Consider the following 18010-nt stretch of genomic DNA (forward strand, 5'->3'; position numbering starts at 1 on the left):
TATCGTGATCGGTGGAGTCAAATTGGGCACTCTGACTATCAGAAAGTGCAGATTTGAACCATAGAAACAGCGATAGAGGTCGAGATGAAATGGAATGTAAAGGCGATCGCCATCGGTATACTCAGCCTATTAATCACCGCCCCGAGTTATGCAGCGGTGAGTGAAGCCGAACAAGTTGCAGCCTGGCGATCGCAGTTGCTACGGAGCTACTGTGCGGAAAATTGGACGGAAGCCCTCAGTCTGGCAGCGGCTCTGATGGGCAGCGATGTTTCGCCCCATGAACGAGTCTGGCTGTACCTGCTGCGCCAGGATTTATTCAACTACCAGAGCGGTTTGGCTCAGTTTGACGGTTGTGATGGCAGTCCGATCGTGGCTGGAGTCACAGGTTCGGAAGCTCTGGCGGCTGCGGAATCCTCTTCCCTGAACTGGCTGATGACCAACCGACGTGGCCCTGCCATTGCCACCACGCTTTCGAGAACCCATCGCAGTCAAGCTGCAACCCCTCCATCTCCGATCGCACCTGCATCCGAGTTCGTTCGTCAATCCGCAGACACAGCCTGTCTCCCCGTCTATGAGCGCGATCGACGAGTGGCGAATGGAACGATCAGTAACCGCTGGGCTTACGAAATCTGGCAGGACAACGGCGGATTTCGAACCCGGTTCTGGCAACAAAGCCAAACTTGCAATCAAGCCCGGACAACCTCACGGTATTCCACGCAAAATGGAGCTTACGAAGCATTCCGCAACGCTGCGACCTACAACGAATCTCAGGGTGTGATCCAGGGAAACTAAGTGCCTTCACGCTGGTAATCCCCCGACTTGCCACCCGTTTTCTGCACCAGATGAATGGACTCAATCTGAATCGATTTTTCCAACGCCTTGGCCATGTCGTAGAGCGTCAGAGCGGCGATCGACACGGCGGTGAGGGCTTCCATCTCCACGCCGGTTTCTGCTTTGGTTTTGACTAAAGCCTGAATGTAGTACCCCGGCAAGGTAGAGTCTGGAATCATTTGCACCTCAACTTTTTGGATGGGCAGGGGATGGCAGAGGGGAATCAGGTTGGATGTTTGTTTCGCTGCCATGATTCCTGCTAACCTTGCAGTGCCCAATACATCCCCCTTTGGCGTATTGCCCGATTCGATCGCCTCGAAGGTGGATAGCAGCATCCGAACTCGCGCCTCAGCAATCGCTGTGCGTACCGTAGCCGCTTTTGCCGAAACATCCACCATTTGGGCTTGTCCCTGGGCATCCAGATGCGTCAGAGATGGAGGCGCAGAATTAGAAAAATTAGAATCAGAAAATTTTTTTTGTGACATTGTCCAAATCTCGTGCTAAGATAAATCTTCGGTAAGGGCGTGTAGCTCAGTGGACTAGAGCACGTGGCTACGGACGACGGTGTCGGGGGTTCGAATCCCTCCTCGCCCGTTCTATACAAACAAAAACTGGATGAAGTAAGTGGTTTAAAGGCTCACTTCATCCTTTGTTTATAGGGTTTTAGGGTTCGAGAGGCTCAATGATGTCGGTCTGAGTACCTGCGGGTTCCTCGAATGACTCAGGTTCCTGGGGAGAAAGCTCAGACTCAGATTCTGCTAAAACAGTTTGACAATCCATGCGATCGGCTTCGATCTCGGAGTGGGTAAAGTTGGTTGCAGTCAAATCAGATTCCCTGATCCAGACACGCTGTCCCCGTTCAAGCAAGGGAATGGGTTCTAAATCGGACTCTATCCCTTCATTCTCCGTAGATGCAGAGATCAGCTTCAAATCAGTTCGATGAATGGGTTTGTTGATGGGCTGACCAGATTGTCCAGACGGTGCATTGTTCGATGGAGCATTGGTATTGGGATTAGCCAGTGGCGGATTTGGGGGAAGTGTGTCGATCGCCTGCCCACCCGTTCCATCCGGTTCCCCACCACCCAAGGCACAAACTGAAAGTTCGAGCCACATACTTTGAGCGTCATTTTGACTAATCAAATTTTTATTGATGATGTGAACCAGGCTCCCTGCCGGAAGCACGGCAGGATTGGCCAATGGCCCTGAGTTGCCATCTGGACGAGTCGTTCGCACATTCCTCAAGTTTTCGCTGACCCGAATCACATCATCCCTCTCCACAGGTACCGGCGCAGGGGGGGCTTGCGTGGGTTGAGGCGAATCCCCTGAACCTGTAGCCAGATCATTTGAGTCACCTTGCGTCATCTCTCGGCTGTTTGGAATCAGCCCGCCCCAGCCAAACATAACGGCAATTAATACGGCCAGAACTCCAGCTAGCCCAAGAATTCCCAGCAGCAGCATTCCATTCCCCGATCGACGTTGGGGAACATAGTCAGACGGTTCAGGAATCTTGGTGGGTGCATTGGATAGGGCAGAATCGACTCTAGCCGTTGGTTCAGTCGCTGTGCGGGAAGGGGATTCTGGCGCAAAGATAGCCGTTCCGACGGGTTGAGTCTGACTGCGAGGAGAGGATTGAATGACCGTGTTGACGGGAATCACCGTACTGGAGGACTGAAGGGTTGTAGGGGATTTTTCCCCCGAAACCTGACAGTAGATTAAGGCGATCGTCGTATTGTCATAACCATTGAGGCAATTGGCAACCTCAACCAACTCCCGACCCACCGTAGCCAGGTCTTTACCCTGAGTCAACAGGGGCAGAATAATTTCTTCCCACTTTTGTTCAATGCGATCGTTATCGCTCAACCCATCTGAACACAGCAGAAAAACGCTATCTTCATCTAAGATAAATCGCTGCACCGTTGGATAAAGATTGTTGGCACTCATCCCCAGAGCCTGCACCAGTGAACCTGCACTGGGCTGTTGTAGAGCCTGGGCGTAGGTGCTGTAGCCGAGCCGGACTTCACGGGAAGCCACATCATCATCCTGGGTCACCTGATGGCAGCCCCAGCGAGTCATCCAGTACGCCCGACTATCGCCTACATGGGTAATGTAAAGTTCGTGGTTTCGAGCCAGACCCATGACAACCGTTGTGCCCATACGCTGGCGATCGAACCGTTGCTCCGCATCATTCTGCTGACTGATGACTTGATTAGCAGCACAGACCGTATTTTCCAGCTTGACCCATAGTTCGTCCGGACTCAGGTGCTCTGGACGCAGCGACAGCAAGTGGTCTTTGATGGTCTGAATTGCCAGGTTGGAAGCCACATCTCCCCCCTGATGTCCCCCAATGCCATCACAAACAATCACCAGGGGAACGTCTGGCGGAGAAGATGCGATCGTCCCACTATCGGGATAACAGGCATCTTCGTTGCGTTGCCGACTGGGACCCTTATCGCTCAAGGTCGCAATGTGCAGGGTGCGCGTTTGCTGCGTTGTACCAACTTGGGACAGGGAATGATCCAGGGCAGCCACCAGCATTTCCGCTGTGCGAATTTGTCCCTGCATGAGTTGCTGACAGACTTGCTGGATGGTTCCCTGCACGGCTGGATGGGCTAACTGCGCCAAGTTCAACCACGATTGCCCCAGAGCAGCCAACGACACATCTCCAGAGGTATCAAAGCGTAGTTCCAACAGCCTGAGAATGGGCCCTTCGACTCGTAAAAGCTCAGGGTAAAACAGGCTAGACGCAACCTGCTCCGTGCTCATGGGATACCAAAGGTTCGCCATTTGCCAGAGCCAGTGGAGTTGGCGTAAAGGAGTTTCTGTCTTCCAAACATCCGCCAGGGATGGAAACAGGCGTACTGCTGTTGCATCCCTATCCTGAAGGTGCAGCCCCCGGTTGCTTAATGCTTCAGCCGTATAGAGTGGAGCCTGATCCAGCAGTAAGATGGGACTTGAACTGCCAGAATTTAGCGTCACCCAGTCATAAACCTGGGGAATATGAATCTGGTAAGGAGAAAGCCTGAGGTAGGGCAAAAATTCCTCTGGAACCTCATCTAAATTCTCTGGAGGTACCATGGGTTGAGTATCCAGAAAAATCCGCTGACCTTGGTAAAGGTAGCGATTGGCTAAGGAATCTCCAGGTCTGAAGGCTTTATCGGCATCTATACCGACTGCCCATAAATAACGGCTCATCAATGGCTCAACACTTCTGGCAGAACAAGTGGGCTTAAACGTTGGGGAATCCGATGAGAGGACGACAGGAGTACAGATAAGTAAATCTTTGGTTCAATCAGCTTACAGCCGTCATACCAGGATATCTCAGACTCCAGTGACCCCACCGCATTCCCTGGAAAGAATTTACAAGATCACCGTTGAAACTCTGTGAAACTCTGTGAGCGATAATTTTAATCCATCGTGTTCATCTTAATTAATCCTGCTGAATCATTAAATGGTTGTCAGATTCGCTTTCATCAACCACACGCGGCAAGCCCAAACTATAGTTGCGAACCCGGCTATTCAGGTTGTAGGAAAGGGTGCCTTCTTGTAGGAGGGCGCGGATAAAATGCTCCAGATCGGAGCCAATGCGCCGCAAGTTGTAATCCGTCAGGTCTGCCCCCTCGTAGGCTGCAACTAATTCATCAAATTTGCGATAGACCTGTTGGATAGCCTCGTCACTCCACAACAGTTCGTTGTCGGGATCGATGTCCAGGGTGAGGGTGTCGGCACTGGGAATCAGTTCGTCGTTTTCAATGGCAGCAGCAAAGATGCGGATATGGCGGGTTGTGGACTTCAGCAGCATAAGCTTCAAGAAAATGAATGGACTGTTTTATAAAGTTATCTTACAAGCAGGATGCTAGCGATCGTCTTTAGAGGGACGAATGGGAAGAATCAAGCGTAAGAATATTGAACTTTAAGCCATGAGGGCAGAGTTGCCGATCTCAGAGTTGCCGATCTCATTGTCATCTCTCAACGGGTCATCTCTCAACTGCTTTACTGGGGCTACAGGGGCAAATCCGACCGTTCCAGAAAAGAATTGGAGGAAACAGAGATTGGTCAGTCAACCCGGGAACAAGCAGCAGCAGCACCCACCATCTATTCAAACATTGTGTAAAGATATGATGAATCTCTGATACATTTCCCCAGGCTACTGATGTAGAAATGATTTTCTCCCTCTTTGTAGAATATTTTTAGAATTAAACATGGGTAGACTGTTTTCTTGGGGAACTAACCAGTGGGAGCTAACCAGTGGGAACTAACTAGTGGGAGCTAACCCGTTTGGCTACTAAGGCCCTATCTGAGAACCCTGTGAGGACTTTGACTCCCAAGAACTCTATTGCGCTATTCAGATAGGTCATTAATTTGTAGGAAACGATCGCATGGGCATTTACAGATATCAAGGTCAGCGAAACGGCAAACTGAAAGAGCGTGCCCCGCAAGAAAAGACGGCCCGCTGGACTGCGGCGGCTCTCTCGGATCAGCAGTCCCATCCACCGTCTGATCGAGGCATCAAATGCTGGTGGAAACGGGGTCGCCAGATGGGGGCAGCGGTGAAAAACCTGTCGGTAATTGTAACGGGCGGAGTTCTGCTAGTTTCTGCGGTGACTTTGTTTGGAGCCTGGCAATCAGGAGGGCGAATCATTGATCAGATTTATGAAGCCTTTACCGCTCCTCAACCGGAACCGGAAATCGATATGCAGCCGCTTTTGATGCAGCAATTGCGGGGTATCAGCGAGCTAACGACAGCGGTTTTTGCGATGCAGACGGTGGTTCCCGCTAGCCGCGATCGAACGCTGGGGGGCTACGTGATTGGCCGGACAACGCTACTTTATATTGCCTACGGGGAAGTTCGAGCCGGAATTGATCTGAGTGCCATTCAAGCAGAAGATATTCAGGTCAACGGGGATAGTGTCACCATCCAATTGCCGCCACCCCAAATCCTGGATAGCAAAGTGGATGTGAATCGATCGAAGGTGTATGACTACGATCGTGGTTTTCTGGGTTTAGGGCCAGATGCGGCTCCAGAACTGCAAGATTTGGCAGCTCAAACCACGCTTCAGCAGATTGTCGAAGCAGCCTGTACTCAAGGAGTTTTACAAACTGCCAGCACTCAAGCACAGGAAACCATTAGCCAGCTCCTGGTGACAGCGGGTTATGCCAACTCTACCGTGCAAGTTCGGCAGCCTGCCCCTGGGACTTGTCCAACTGGGGCGACTGGGGCGACTGGGGTGATCGGAGAGCCACAGGGAACGGACGACTCCCTGGCTTTGCCCGAAGAGGGTCTGCCCTCGCCCGAACCTCCAATCCCCTCTGATCTGTAATATTCTGTAATATCTGTAATATTTAATGCCTGTCCATACCCCCTGACGAGGTTTTCTAATGGGCTTTTAGCAATTTTGGCAGGAATTTTATCCATCTCCGTGTGCTAAATTCTCTCCTCAGGAAAAGTACGGGGAAAGTTTGCTACTTCAAAAATTTTGCAGAATTTTTTCTGATTAAATCCCGTATTCACCGTATCAATAATAACACTTAGGCTTCCGGAGATTCCGTATTTAACACAAACTATATCAAGGCTTTATAAATTTCGATCGCCCTTGTCATCTTTGTTTCGCCCCTGGGGAAAACTAACGTTGTCAAAACGAATTGGGGCATAAAATGTTATGGCAGATAGGGATAATCGGATTGGCAGAGCGAGGAATCTTGGTCTTCCCCCTGTCAACCGGAGAGACAGCCTTGGCAACAAAGATTTAGATGACTTGTTTCGCGTGAATCTGCTAGGGCGAAGCAGCTTAGATCTGACCCTTTCTAATATGAGAAAGGCGAATTTCGATGTTGAGCTATACGCCTTCAAGCGGCCCATCAATCAGATTCCCCGAAACATCAGAAATTTAGATTTTAGAAAAATCAGAGCGCGAGTCCGCAATCAATACCTGCAATTGGTGGGTGCCTCTCGGCGTAGAGGCAGCCAAAATGAAAGCATTCAGCGAGACTTGGATGCAGGACAATACCTGGTTCGGGTGTATCGACGCAGTGGCAACAGTCGCTATTTGCTGAGAATGAATGGCACGCCGATCGCCGAACCGGCCCCGTTCCCGTTCCGGCTCCCGCCCCAATTCCGGCTCCCGCCCCAATTCCGGTTCCTGTCCCAACTCCGGGGCCTGCCCCCGTTCCCGTACCAACCCCTGGGCCGACTTCCGGTCCTGCCCCCGTTCCCGTACCAACCCCCGTTCCGACTCCGATTCCCACTCCGATTCCCACTCCAGGGCCGACTCCTACTCCCACTCCCACTCCCGCCCCCGGAAATAGCTTTGAAACAGCTTTTGATGGCACTTTGAGTACGGGAAGTCCTCTCATTGGTACAGTCAACAACGACGATCGGGTTGATTACTTCAGAGTAACGGCTCAAGATGGAGATTACCTGTTCACGACCAATGGACTTCAGGGCAGAGCCAACATTGAAATCTTTGATGCATCAAGGCAAAGCATTGCTTCTTTTAACTCCAACGCCAGCTACCCAACGGAAAAGTTCTTTCAGGCATTCAATAGCGGCATCTACTTTATCAAAATCACTCAGAGCATCGCAGACAGCGCAGTTGGCTATACGATTGCGGGACAGAAGCAAACCGACGAGGTATCCAACTTGCTGGATACCGCTACATCTCTGACCCCGACCGAAGCTTCAACCAATCTCCAGTCTAATTATGTGTTCAAGGAGGGTAGGGATTCTACTGTAGACTACTACCGTTTGAATCTTGAAAAGCGCGGCTTCCTGACGGTTGACCTGCGGAATATGTTCGGCAACCTGGATGTGCATTTACAACGGGTAAACTCCGATGGCACGCTAGACACTGGACGAATTTTTGATAGCCCCAGCTTGAGTCCAACCGGCACCTATGGTCAAGGGCAAGAAGTGTTTGGTGGCACACTGAATCCAGGTGAGTACATCCTGCGGGTATTTGCCCCCGAAGGCAGCGTTGGCTCCACCTATGATTTATTTGCTTCCCTGAAGGAACGCAGCGACCAACCCAGCATTACCCAGGATATTAACTTTGGAGGAGGTAGTTCTGCTGCAAAAAACCTGGTGGAGGTAGACAACTTTGCCTTCTTCGCGGCAAGCGATGGGCAGAAGAACTTCCTCTGGCGCAGTGATGGGACGTTGGATGGAACCACAAAAATTAGAGAGTTTGCTTCGATCGGTGGTGCTGCCATCTCAACGGGTAATGCCGTTTACTTCCTGGCAGATGACGGTACGACAGGCAGTGAACTCTGGCGCAGTGATGTCAGTGGTAATGTCAACCTGGTAGCAGACATTGCTAATGGCAATAGCAGTATTAACATTCTGCAAATTGTGGCGGCTGGTGATACGGTGTTCTTCTCAGCTACCTTCGGAGATCAACGAAAACTGTTCTCAACCACTGGTACGGGCGTAACAGAAATCACGGGCATCAATGCTGCAACCGTTTCCAATATGGTTGCGGTGGACAATGGCAGCAACAAAGCGCTGTTCTTCCAGGCTGAATCACCAACCAGAGATATTGAACTGTGGCGGGTGGCACCCGGTCAAAGCAGTGCTGTGAAGATTGACCTGAATGAAAATGACAGCTCTGATCCATCTAGTATGACCTTTGTCGGTGGCAGCACGATGTATCTGGTTGCTAATCGTGGTAATGGCTTCCGCCTGGTCAAGCTGGAGAACATATTCAGCGATAATGTGGGTGAAATTACTCAAACCACGATCGGCAACGGAGTTGTCTCTGCATCTGATGGATTTAATGGTGGTGAAGAGTTGGTTTTCGTGGAGGGTGGTACTACCGTTAATGGGGAACCCAAAGACATCCTTTATTTAACCGCAAATGTCACCTCGTCTGGGCGAGAGTTGGTGAAACTGGTTGATCCGTTGGCTGCAACTGGCGCAAGTACCCTGGAACTGGTGGCAAACATAAACACCAACCCTGGGCAGGGATCGGCTCCCACAGAGCTAATCGCCTTTGGTAACAAGCTGTACTTTACGGCAACCGAAACCGGAGCCGCAGGGGACAGAAAACTGTGGTACAGCGATGGCAACACGGTGACTGCGATCAACATGACTGGTATCAGTGATGGTTACAGCCCATCTTCTCTGACGGTAGTGGGTAGCACGCTCTTCCTGGTTGCAAATGACGGGATTACAGGAGCAGAAGTGTGGAGAACCACAGGCACAACGCTGACGCAGGTTCAAGACCTCTTTGCGGGGCCAGAGAGTTCGAGTCCTCAGAACCTGATCAACATTGGCGGGGCACTGTTCTTCGTTGCTACCAATGGTGTGGATGGACTGGAGGTTTGGTCGGTGGGTGAAGGGGACGATATCCTCTAATTTCAACTTCAGACTTCATTGATTCATTGATTTAAATTTCACGATCGAGGTACGGTGTTCTGCCGTACCTTTTTTGCTGGGCTATTTGGGTTGGACTGAAGTTGCAAATCGTCCGCATCCGCAACTTTCGTGTAAAATTAACCCGATCGCCAAGGTTAGTATATTTTTCTTAAAATTAACTGCTCTAAGGCTATATCTAGCGTACAACAGGTATCTACTGCGTGAAGGGAGTGAATCGTCCAATGAAAATGCCCACTTTTCCTGAAAGTCGCCATCCTTTAGTTTCTGCCCTCAGCCATCACAGTGATCACGATCTGCTGACGCTGCTGCAACGCCATCCCCATGTAGGCAAGTATTTTGTCGCTATTTTTTGCCGCTACGCGCCGATCGTCTACACGCTAATCAGCCATTCTGTGCGATCGTCGGTTCAAGCCAACTATCTATTTGCAGTGACCTGGCGACATATTTACTACGAACTGGGCGGACTCGATTTGCATGAGTCTTCCACTGAGCAACAGCCCTTCACGCTGCAAAACTGGTTGATCAACATCACAGCGGTTTGCATCAACCGGGTGGAACTTCCTCCGGTAGAAGCCATTCACTATTCCCTGCAAAAAGCCTCTCCTCCCCTCTGGTGCTACCTGGAACAGTCCCTCGATCGCCTTCAGCCCCTTCATCGTCTAATTATCCTGATGGCGCAAACTTTCCACTGGAGTGAAACTCGCATCGCCGCTTATCTCCAGGCAGAAGGGGAAACCTTTACCATTCAAGCAGTGAGAAAACAGTTGCAGGAAGCTTACCAGCAATTGGAAGAAGTCCTGCCTGAGGATATCCGGCTGATTTACCTGGGGGAACTGTCAGAATCCAGCGATCTCATAGAATCTAGCGATCTCGCCGAATCCAGCGATCTCATGGGCGATCGGCTCAAGGAGAGACGGTTCGCCTTGAATCCGCTAGAACCCGTTTTTGAGTAACGCAAAGGAGCAATTTGCATCCACTGGGAGGCGTTCGACTGGCTGAGAGGCTGAAGCTGTATTAAACCGCAAAGGGAGGCAGAAGCAGGATGAAATGGCAGATTTGGCTACCCTTGATGCTGGTAGGCGTGATGGTGATCCTGCTAACGGCTCAGGTTCGCCCGGCTCGGACTCAGCCCACTCCACCCTTGAGCGAATGGCAGGTTATTGACCTCACCCAACCCCTCACCGCAACCATGCCAATCTGGCCCGGTGATCCGGAGGTTGAAATTCAACCCTGGGCAAACTATGCCGAAGCGGGTTACTTTATCCACCGCATTACCATTGGAGAGCATAGCGGCACCCACTGGGGTACCCCCAATACGTTCATTACGGGTGCGACCAGTGCAGAGCAAGTTCCCATTGAAAAGTTGGTTGCCCCCGCGATCGTGATGGATATTCGAGATCAGGCGGCTCAAGATGAAGACTACCGACTTTCTATGGGAGATGTGCAGGCGTGGGAAGCAAGCAATGGTCAGATTTCTCCGGGTAGTGTTGTTATTCTATTGACGGGATGGCAGGAGCGATGGACGAATCCAACGGCGTTTATCAACCAGGATGAGCAGGGAGTGATGCATTGGCCCGGCTTTAGTGCAGAAGCAGTCGAGTTTTTAGTCTCAGAGCGGCAAATTGCTGGATTGGGGACGGATACCCATGGAGCCGATCCAGGGAATGATGAGGTGTATGGCGCGAGTTCTGCCATTTACGCGGCAGATGGCCTGATTCTGGAGTGCCTGGGGGGACTCGATCGACTTCCGGTGGTGGGAGCAACGGTGGTGGTAGGCGGCTTGCCGATTCAGGGAGGGTCTGGAAGCCCTGCACGGGTCATGGCGTTTCTGCCCGCCTGATGGTTTCAGGTTTTAGGATTCTCACTGCGGGGTTGTTGACTCTCAGCAACGACAAAACTCTTGATGTAATTCAGCCCGTGAAAACGTTAAGTTTTTACTGTAGAACATCGAGATCCAGACTAATCTGATTAAACCCTTCTAGCAATCAGGTGAGGTTCCCCAATGGCATATGTTTCAGACCTTGGTGAAGGACAACGCATTTACTTAGACAATCGAGGACAGCAAACGATCGTCACCTTGAGCAGCCAGGCTCCTGGACAACAACAAAGCCAGCAAAATGGATTTACTACCGGAGAGTGGGCTACTCCGCCCATACTGTTTCAAACATCAACGGGAGTCATCATCCAGATTGAGACAGCAGAAGGTCGATCGTATATTCAAGTTCAGGCAAATGGCATGAAGACATTGAGCCAGGCTCCGGCATTGAAAAATGCTGATGTATTGCCAATGCAGGCTGAATCACAACAACAATCGTCTAATGCGGCTGAAATGAAACCGATGCAGCCAATGGAACCGATGCAGCCGATGAAACCTTTGAAAATGGGCGATATGGAAATGCAAATGAACCCCATGCAAATGTGCATGGGCGACATGGAACTAAAGATGGGTGATTCTGTGCCACCTGCTCGAACCTCCGAGGCAACGACCCGACGATTTTGTACGCAATGTGGTAGCGCAGTTACACCAGACGATCGGTTTTGTGCGCATTGTGGGCATCAGTTGAGGAAGGAGTGAGGAGGAAGGAGTGAGGAGTGAGGAGTGGGGAGTGGGGAGGGGAAGACCGCAGGGGGGTGAACTTTCTGTTGCGCTAGTACTTGCCTACCATCCAATCGCCGTAGCGCAGCCATCTTCCTGCTGTTGAGTTGAACGTGCTGGCTGGAATGACCCCCGATCGCATTGAATTAGCCTCATGGGCAAGCTGCAATTGCCGAACTGCGACAGCGGCTTGGAGTTCTTGCAGAAAGTTTTAATATGGAAGTGGCTTTTAAGAAATGTAAAAGAAGCGATCGTGACGACTCAAATTCCTTTAACCACAACCCCTTTTGAACTACACTCCTGGATCTGGCAAGGACATCAAATCGGCTACACCGTGCAAGGAGAAGGACAGCCGATCGTCCTGATTCATGGTTTTGGCGCATCCATTGGGCATTGGCGAAAGAATATTCCGGTGCTGGCGGCTGCGGGATATAAGGTGTTTGCGATCGATCTACTGGGTTTTGGTAAGTCGGCTAAACCCCTGTTGCCCTACACGATGGAACTGTGGCAGGAGTTGCTCAAGGATTTTTGGACGGCTCATATTCAGGAACCTGCTGTTTTTGTCGGAAATTCTATCGGGGCTTTGCTGGCGTTGATGGTATTGGCAAATCATCCTGATATGGCCAAAGCAGGAGTGTTGCTGAATGCAGCGGGGGGATTAAATCACCGTCCTGAGGAGTTGAATGTGCCGTTGCGGTTTGTGATGGGAACGTTCACTAAGTTGGTCAGTTCACAACTCGTGGGCACTTTCATGTTCAACCGCATTCGCCAAAAACCTCGTCTGCGTCGCACGTTGTACCAGGTCTACCGCGATCGAACCGCAGTGACGGATGAGTTAGTTGACTTAATCTATGAACCCGCTTGCGATCCAGGTGCCCAAAAAGTCTTTGCAGCTATTCTGACAGCTCCTCCTGGGCCAGCCCCGAAGAGTTGCTGCCTCAGGTGAATCAACCGCTGCTGGTGCTCTGGGGGGAGGCAGACCCCTGGACCCCGATCGCAGGTTCCAGCATGTATCAAAACCTGGCTCAACAATCCCCTGCCCGTGTGCAGTTTCAATCAATTCCGGACACTGGGCACTGTCCCCACGATGAACGCCCGGAGGTGGTGAATGCAGCCATCCTGGACTGGCTGAAGGAATTTTAGCCGTTGCAGCTAAGGCACACCTAACGTTTCCAGGATGCCAGAGAGTCCTCGACGGATGGAATCCGCTCTTTGCTGGATAGTACTAATTTGACGGTAGGCAGCTACGGCTTCATTGCCATCAATGTGGATTTGGCGAGTCGGATAGTTTTGCATCACTTCTATGAGACTAATCCGTCCCCCATCGCTGGCGGAAAGAACCAAGGCAGAGCGCATGGCTTCCCGGTTCGCATCTCCAGAGGGGGTATGAACAAACCGTCCCATTCGATCGAGCATGACATCGCCAACGGGATTATTCAAGAGCCGATCGAGGGTAACGACATCGACTTCAACTTCCCGTGATAAAAGCTGGCGGAACTGTTCTGGATCCTGTCCACTCATCCGAAAGTAGGCCCGGAGTTGCCGGGTCGTTTCACCCGTTTCTACAAAATGAGCCAATTCTTCCACAGAAGCCGATCGCTGAAATGGGCCATACCGCATGACCACTCGTTCCGCTGCGATCGCCTCAGTTGAACTAATCAACAGTCCTGTCAGGGTCAGCCCCAGGGCTGCAATCCAGCTTATTCCCTTGTGTCGAAAGGATTGTGAGCGCATCGGTTCCTCCTTGTTTCCTATCCCTGTTTCCTATCCCTGGGAGCGGGGTAGGACTTAAAGTGTTTGCGTTAAATGGTTTGTCTCAGTTTTTTGTCCCAATCATTTTAATGACGATAGCGAATCGGATTTGGTTGCCGCAACTGCCCAAAGTGTAAGGGAAACGGTTTGGGAACAGCCATGCCCGGTTAAAAGGTGGGAAAAAACCACTGGACATAGGTAGAGACGATCGCTTCTCCAAAAAATGCAGTGATGAGGGCAGCGAGGGCAAGGAAGGGGCCAAAGGGCATGGGATGACGACGGTTGAGTAACCCGATCGCAATTGCCCCACCCCCCACAAAGGCTCCGAGTACGCAGGCCAGGAAAGCGGTCAGCAGCAGCGATTGCCACCCCAACCACATACCAATCATGGCAGCGAGCTTGGCATCTCCTCCCCCCATTGCGGTTTGACCAAAGGCGATCGAGCCAACGATGGTAATGAGATCAAACAGCAAAATGCCGATTACGGCTCCCAAAATCCCAATCCAGAGCTGACTGGCAACCCCCGCCAGGGTTTGATCAATTGACCAGCCCAGTAATCCTTGAAAAACCAGCCCGGTGAGCAGGCCAGTTTGGGTGAGGGAGTTGGGGAGGGTCATCGTATCCAGGTCAATCAGGGAGAGGGCCAATAGCCAGCTAAAGAAAGCCCAGTAGCCGATCGCTGGGAGGGGAATTTGAAACGCCCAGACTACGAGGACAAACAAAAGCCCGGTTGCTGCTTCCACCAGGGGATAGCGGGGAGAAATCCGAGTTTGGCAATAGCGACATCGCCCTTTTAACCATAGCCAACCCAGTACGGGAACATTATCGTAGGCTTTCAACCGTCGCATACATTTGGGGCAGCGAGAGGGCGGATGCAGTAGCGATAATCCGGCCGGAATTCGATAAATGACAACGTTGAGGAAACTCCCAACGGCGGCTCCGAATGCAAAGACGAAGCAGCTCACCAGTACGACAAACCAACCATCCATTGATTTCAGATCTCCTCTGTCGGGTTGCAGGAAGGGGACAGATTTTAGAGTCCAGCGTTTTAGCTTACCCTCCTAGCGACAGTTTTCCCATAGTTGGGATCTGCAATAAAACGGCTGCTCTGTTTTTAAAGAAATTTGCTTTGAGGGCGCACTGCGGAGTGCCCTTACCGCCCTTACCGGAGGGACGCTGCGGTTACTCCTCCGGGTACGAGGGCGCACCGCAGTGCGCCCCTACGCGATCGCCTGTCTTTGCAAAACCATCAACTCCCTGATTCCCTGCTCCGCCACATCCAAAAGCTGATTCAGTTGAGTCCGGGTAAAGCTGCCTTCCTCGGCGGTTCCTTGCAGTTCAATTAGCTCTAGCTGCTCATTTTGAACTACATTAAAGTCGATCGCCGCCGCCACATCTTCGGGATAGTCCAGATCGAGAAAAGCTTCTCCTTCCAACAAGCCGACCGAAACCGCCGCCACTGAATGTCGAATCGGAGACTGTTCCAGTTCCCCCGTTTTCAGCAGTTTGTCGATCGCATCACTCAAGGCGACAAAGCCACCTGTAATTGAAGCAGTGCGAGTACCAGCATCGGCTTGCAGCACATCCGCATCCACCGTTAGAGTTCTTTCCCCCAGCAGCTTCATATCCAGGGCGGCTCGTAAACTCCGCCCGATCAGACGTTGAATTTCCTGGGTTCGTCCGGAAAGCTTCATGGTTTCTCTGGAATGCCGTTGCAGGGTTGCCGAAGGAAGCATCCGATATTCTGCGGTTAACCAGCCCTGACCACTCCCCTCTAAAAACCGGGGAACTCCAGGCTGAATCGATACGGTACAGAGCACCTGGGTATTGCCAAAGTGGGTCAGGACGGAACCTGCTGCAAACCGAGTAAAATTTCGATCGAATCTGACCGGACGCAGTTCATCCGGCTGCCGACCATCAGGACGCTGCCAAGCCATAAATCAATCCCTGTTTCAATCCTCACCTAGAATACACCAGGCTTTCGGCTTCTACCTGCCCGATTTGGTGGATTGTTATTTTTAAAGTCTGGTTTAACCCCGGTTCTGGTTAGGGATCTGCAATCAAATGGCATCCCAATTTTTAAAAAAATCGGCTGTAAGGGTGCACAGCAGTGCGCCTCTAGCGGGTATGCTATTTTGCCGCATCTCCCTTAGGATCATGGATTAAATAACCTGTAAAGCATTTTACTTTGTTGACTGGGCGGGCAAGACTTCGGCTTGAGCTCAGTCGAAACGCTGCCCACCCCACAAGAATTTCAGTGTTGACTGGGCGGGCAAGATGCCCACCCCACAAGAATTTCAGTTTATTTACTTCGCATTCCTTATCGTCTGAACTGCGGTTTGCTGGCATGATCCATATCTCTCTGGCAGGCAGGATGCCTGCGCTACGGGTGAGATGCTCAATTTGCTTAATGGGATGCGCCCTGCTGCTGCGATCGATTTTGGCGATCGAGAAATTGTAGTTGCTGGTAGAGCATTTGAATCCGGGGTAATTGCAGCTTTGCCTGCATGGCCATTCGGAGCGGATTACCAAAGATGGCTTCCACTTCCAGGGGGCGCTGCTCATCATAGTCAATCTTCATACTGGTGCGATAGGGCTTCATTTTGGTTGTGTAGTCCAGCATGGTTTGAATGAAGGTGGGGGAAATCTGGCGATCGTCCGATTGCGGTATTCCCGCCTGGGAATTTGCCCATGCTCCGCTGGCAGCGGCCCCTGCCACCACTTCCTGCATCAATTGTTCGGCAAGACTGCGAATCGATTCATCCGCCATCATTTGCTGCGTGGTGGCATTCAAAACCACCGATAGACCATTAAACGGAATGTTCCAGACTAATTTTTTCCACCGTGCCAACAGCAGATCGGCTGATAGTTCGATCGGAATCCCAGCCTGTTCAAAATCGGCGGCAATTTGCTGCATGCGCTTCGTCACACCGCAGGGAGCATAGTGAAGGGCGTAATCTCCCAGGGTGATTTGCTTGTAGTCCAGATGGTGAATTTGGCCGGGGGCAGTTTTGTTGGAACACAGAAAGCAGAGTCCACCCATGACGCGATCGGCCCCTACTATTTCAGCCACCGCCGTTTCAATATCCAGACCATTTTGCAACACCAGAACCACGCCATTGGGTTTTAGTACGGGAGGCAACAGGTCTGGCAACAAATGATTCTGGGTTGTCTTCAAAGCGACCAGCACCACATCGCAGGGTGGCATTTGATGGGCCGCCTGGTGGGCATGAACCTGGGGCAAAACAAAATCCCCGTCGATCGACTTTATAACTAAGCCGTGTTGGCGCACATAGTCATAATCCCGATGGAGCAAAAAGTGAACCTCACAGCCTGCCTGTTGCAACCGGGCCCCATAAAATCCCCCCAAGGCTCCTGTTCCCAAAACGGCGTAGGTGCGGGATGGGGGGAGAGTGCGATCAGCAATCGAAAGCTCAGAGATAGAACGCAGGGAAGACATGGGTGAGCAAATCAGCAAATTCAGTACATTGCAATGATCAAGCGACTGGAAGCCTCCTGGGTTTTCTGAAACTTTTCTTTACAATAGAAACGTAGTGCTCAGTCGATCGCCCCCCACCATGTTGCAATTTAGCCAGTCCAGCAAGCTAGATGAATCGGATGACACCCTGTTCTATAGCCAGCCCCGATTTGTCACCCACGTTGATGAATCCTTCATTCAGCAGTTGACGGATCTGTATCGGGAACGACTCCGACCCCACTCGGTGATTTTTGATTTGATGAGCAGTTGGGTCTCGCACCTGCCGGAGGATGTGGAATTTGAACATGTAGAGGGGCACGGGCTGAACGAAGCAGAACTCGCCCGTAATCCTCGGCTGGATCATTATTTTGTCCAAAACCTCAACCAGAAGCAGCTTTTACCGTTACCCGATCAGTCCTTTGATGCGGTGCTGAATGCCGTTTCAGTGCAGTATCTTCAACGCCCTGAGGCAGTGTTTGCTGAAATCTATCGCGTCTTGAAGCCCGGAGGCATCGCCATCGTCAGCTTCTCCAACCGGATGTTCTATCAAAAAGCAATTCAGGCCTGGCGAGAGGGTTCTGAAGACGATCGGGTGGAGCTAGTCAAACAATACTTTAAGGTGATTCCCGGATTCAGCGAACCGGAAGTTGTTGTTCGCCTCAGCAGCCTGCCTCGTGTTCTGCAACTGATGGGCATTCCAGGCGGCGATCCCTTCTATGCCGTAGTTGCCCAAAGATTAGAAGCATCCCATTAGTCAGAACAATCCAGAGTTAGAACAATTTAGAACTGATTCCAAGTGCAAACCACCTCATTCCTGCCATCGGGTATGAGGGGTTTTTGGTTATGAAATTCAATCAACCCTTCCCAAAATCGATTGATAAGCTAATCCTTCTATCTGCATCAGAAATTTGAAGTGAATTTGTTTCTGCAATCGCTACCAGTAATGCTAATCTATTATCAATAAAAATCAATTGATTTCCAC

General features: G+C 51.2%; 15 protein-coding genes, 1 tRNA gene and 1 pseudogene. 9 read left to right on the forward strand and 8 right to left on the reverse strand.

What is annotated here, in order from left to right:
• Positions 1-84: 84 nt before the first annotated feature.
• The gene (locus ACM1PF_RS31395) at positions 85-792 is read left to right on the forward strand and encodes a hypothetical protein (protein WP_416670368.1); all 708 of its coding nucleotides are present in this window, start codon (positions 85-87) and stop codon (positions 790-792) included.
• Here the strand turns inward: ACM1PF_RS31395 and moaC are convergent.
• Positions 789-1316, reverse strand: a complete 528-nt coding sequence (moaC, locus tag ACM1PF_RS31400; protein ID WP_416670369.1) for a cyclic pyranopterin monophosphate synthase MoaC — start codon at positions 1314-1316, stop codon at positions 789-791. The two genes, ACM1PF_RS31395 and moaC, sit on opposite strands and share 4 nt — an antisense overlap.
• 35 nt (positions 1317-1351) lie before the next feature.
• On the opposite strand from moaC, the gene ACM1PF_RS31405 reads away from it, so the two are divergent.
• Positions 1352-1425: transfer RNA gene (locus tag ACM1PF_RS31405), tRNA-Arg, on the forward strand.
• A gap of 69 nt (positions 1426-1494) precedes the next feature.
• On the opposite strand, the gene ACM1PF_RS31410 is transcribed toward ACM1PF_RS31405, so the two are convergent.
• Both ACM1PF_RS31410 and ACM1PF_RS31415 read right to left on the reverse strand, forming a co-directional pair.
• Positions 1495-4023, reverse strand: a complete 2529-nt coding sequence (locus ACM1PF_RS31410) for a PP2C family protein-serine/threonine phosphatase (protein ID WP_416670370.1) — start codon at positions 4021-4023, stop codon at positions 1495-1497.
• Between the two features lie 235 nt (positions 4024-4258).
• Positions 4259-4630 carry an NAD(P)H-quinone oxidoreductase subunit M gene (locus ACM1PF_RS31415; protein WP_416670371.1) on the reverse strand — a complete coding sequence of 124 codons (372 nt, stop codon included), beginning with the start codon at positions 4628-4630 and terminating at the stop codon, positions 4259-4261.
• 577 nt (positions 4631-5207) lie between these two features.
• Between ACM1PF_RS31415 and ACM1PF_RS31420 the strand changes: the two genes are divergently transcribed.
• Positions 5208-6149: a DUF4230 domain-containing protein gene (locus ACM1PF_RS31420; RefSeq protein WP_416670372.1), complete on the forward strand. Its 942-nt coding sequence runs from the start codon at positions 5208-5210 to the stop codon at positions 6147-6149.
• Between the two features lie 583 nt (positions 6150-6732).
• Here ACM1PF_RS31420 and ACM1PF_RS31425 read toward each other — a convergent pair.
• The gene (locus ACM1PF_RS31425; protein ID WP_416670373.1) at positions 6733-7158 is read right to left on the reverse strand and encodes a hypothetical protein; all 426 of its coding nucleotides are present in this window, start codon (positions 7156-7158) and stop codon (positions 6733-6735) included.
• A 1-nt stretch (position 7159) separates the two neighbouring features.
• On the opposite strand from ACM1PF_RS31425, the gene ACM1PF_RS31430 reads away from it, so the two are divergent.
• From ACM1PF_RS31430 to ACM1PF_RS31450, 5 genes and pseudogenes are all read left to right on the forward strand, one after another.
• A complete protein-coding gene (locus tag ACM1PF_RS31430) occupies positions 7160-9181 on the forward strand; it encodes a hypothetical protein (RefSeq protein ID WP_416670374.1) in 2022 nt (673 codons plus the stop codon).
• A gap of 242 nt (positions 9182-9423) precedes the next feature.
• A complete protein-coding gene (locus ACM1PF_RS31435; protein WP_416670375.1) occupies positions 9424-10155 on the forward strand; it encodes a sigma-70 family RNA polymerase sigma factor in 732 nt (243 codons plus the stop codon).
• Positions 10156-10244: 89 nt separating this feature from the next.
• Positions 10245-11042: a cyclase family protein gene (locus tag ACM1PF_RS31440; RefSeq protein WP_416670376.1), complete on the forward strand. Its 798-nt coding sequence runs from the start codon at positions 10245-10247 to the stop codon at positions 11040-11042.
• A gap of 162 nt (positions 11043-11204) precedes the next feature.
• The gene (locus ACM1PF_RS31445) at positions 11205-11777 is read left to right on the forward strand and encodes a zinc ribbon domain-containing protein (protein ID WP_416670377.1); all 573 of its coding nucleotides are present in this window, start codon (positions 11205-11207) and stop codon (positions 11775-11777) included.
• A 274-nt stretch (positions 11778-12051) separates the two neighbouring features.
• Positions 12052-12941 (forward strand): annotated as a pseudogene (locus ACM1PF_RS31450) (alpha/beta fold hydrolase).
• 9 nt (positions 12942-12950) lie between these two features.
• Here the strand turns inward: ACM1PF_RS31450 and ACM1PF_RS31455 are convergent.
• The 4 genes from ACM1PF_RS31455 to ACM1PF_RS31470 form a co-directional block, all read right to left on the reverse strand.
• Positions 12951-13532, reverse strand: a complete 582-nt coding sequence (locus ACM1PF_RS31455; RefSeq protein WP_416670378.1) for an alpha/beta hydrolase — start codon at positions 13530-13532, stop codon at positions 12951-12953.
• A 185-nt stretch (positions 13533-13717) separates the two neighbouring features.
• The gene (locus ACM1PF_RS31460) at positions 13718-14539 is read right to left on the reverse strand and encodes a prepilin peptidase (RefSeq protein ID WP_416670379.1); all 822 of its coding nucleotides are present in this window, start codon (positions 14537-14539) and stop codon (positions 13718-13720) included.
• Between the two features lie 231 nt (positions 14540-14770).
• On the reverse strand, positions 14771-15487 hold the full coding sequence (gene rph, locus ACM1PF_RS31465) for a ribonuclease PH (protein ID WP_416670380.1): 717 nt from the start codon (positions 15485-15487) through the stop codon (positions 14771-14773).
• Between the two features lie 470 nt (positions 15488-15957).
• Positions 15958-17010 (reverse strand): putative 2-dehydropantoate 2-reductase, encoded by a 1053-nt coding sequence (locus ACM1PF_RS31470; protein ID WP_416670381.1) that lies wholly within the window; start codon positions 17008-17010, stop codon positions 15958-15960.
• Positions 17011-17128: 118 nt separating this feature from the next.
• On the opposite strand from ACM1PF_RS31470, the gene ACM1PF_RS31475 reads away from it, so the two are divergent.
• The gene (locus tag ACM1PF_RS31475) at positions 17129-17782 is read left to right on the forward strand and encodes a class I SAM-dependent methyltransferase (protein ID WP_416676891.1); all 654 of its coding nucleotides are present in this window, start codon (positions 17129-17131) and stop codon (positions 17780-17782) included.
• The last annotated feature ends 228 nt before the right edge of the window (positions 17783-18010 follow it).

The sequence above is a fragment of the Egbenema bharatensis FJBBOT/2019 genome (assembly GCF_048077055.1).
In the GTDB taxonomy this organism is placed as follows: domain Bacteria; phylum Cyanobacteriota; class Cyanobacteriia; order Elainellales; family Elainellaceae; genus Egbenema; species Egbenema bharatensis.

Excerpts from the sequence above, each read along its gene's own strand:
- ACM1PF_RS31420 (WP_416670372.1), top strand. The coding sequence starts at position 5,208 with ATGGGCATTTACAGATATCAAGGTCAGCGAAACGGCAAACTGAAAGAG.
- ACM1PF_RS31475 (WP_416676891.1), top strand. The coding sequence starts at position 17,129 with ATGTTGCAATTTAGCCAGTCCAGCAAGCTAGATGAATCGGATGACACC.
- ACM1PF_RS31435 (WP_416670375.1), top strand. The coding sequence starts at position 9,424 with ATGAAAATGCCCACTTTTCCTGAAAGTCGCCATCCTTTAGTTTCTGCC.
- ACM1PF_RS31455 (WP_416670378.1), bottom strand. The coding sequence starts at position 13,532 with ATGCGCTCACAATCCTTTCGACACAAGGGAATAAGCTGGATTGCAGCC.
- ACM1PF_RS31440 (WP_416670376.1), top strand. The coding sequence starts at position 10,245 with ATGAAATGGCAGATTTGGCTACCCTTGATGCTGGTAGGCGTGATGGTG.
- moaC (WP_416670369.1), bottom strand. The coding sequence starts at position 1,316 with ATGTCACAAAAAAAATTTTCTGATTCTAATTTTTCTAATTCTGCGCCT.
- rph (WP_416670380.1), bottom strand. The coding sequence starts at position 15,487 with ATGGCTTGGCAGCGTCCTGATGGTCGGCAGCCGGATGAACTGCGTCCG.
- ACM1PF_RS31445 (WP_416670377.1), top strand. The coding sequence starts at position 11,205 with ATGGCATATGTTTCAGACCTTGGTGAAGGACAACGCATTTACTTAGAC.
- ACM1PF_RS31415 (WP_416670371.1), bottom strand. The coding sequence starts at position 4,630 with ATGCTGCTGAAGTCCACAACCCGCCATATCCGCATCTTTGCTGCTGCC.
- ACM1PF_RS31410 (WP_416670370.1), bottom strand. The coding sequence starts at position 4,023 with ATGAGCCGTTATTTATGGGCAGTCGGTATAGATGCCGATAAAGCCTTC.
- ACM1PF_RS31395 (WP_416670368.1), top strand. The coding sequence starts at position 85 with ATGAAATGGAATGTAAAGGCGATCGCCATCGGTATACTCAGCCTATTA.
- ACM1PF_RS31470 (WP_416670381.1), bottom strand. The coding sequence starts at position 17,010 with ATGTCTTCCCTGCGTTCTATCTCTGAGCTTTCGATTGCTGATCGCACT.
- ACM1PF_RS31460 (WP_416670379.1), bottom strand. The coding sequence starts at position 14,539 with ATGGATGGTTGGTTTGTCGTACTGGTGAGCTGCTTCGTCTTTGCATTC.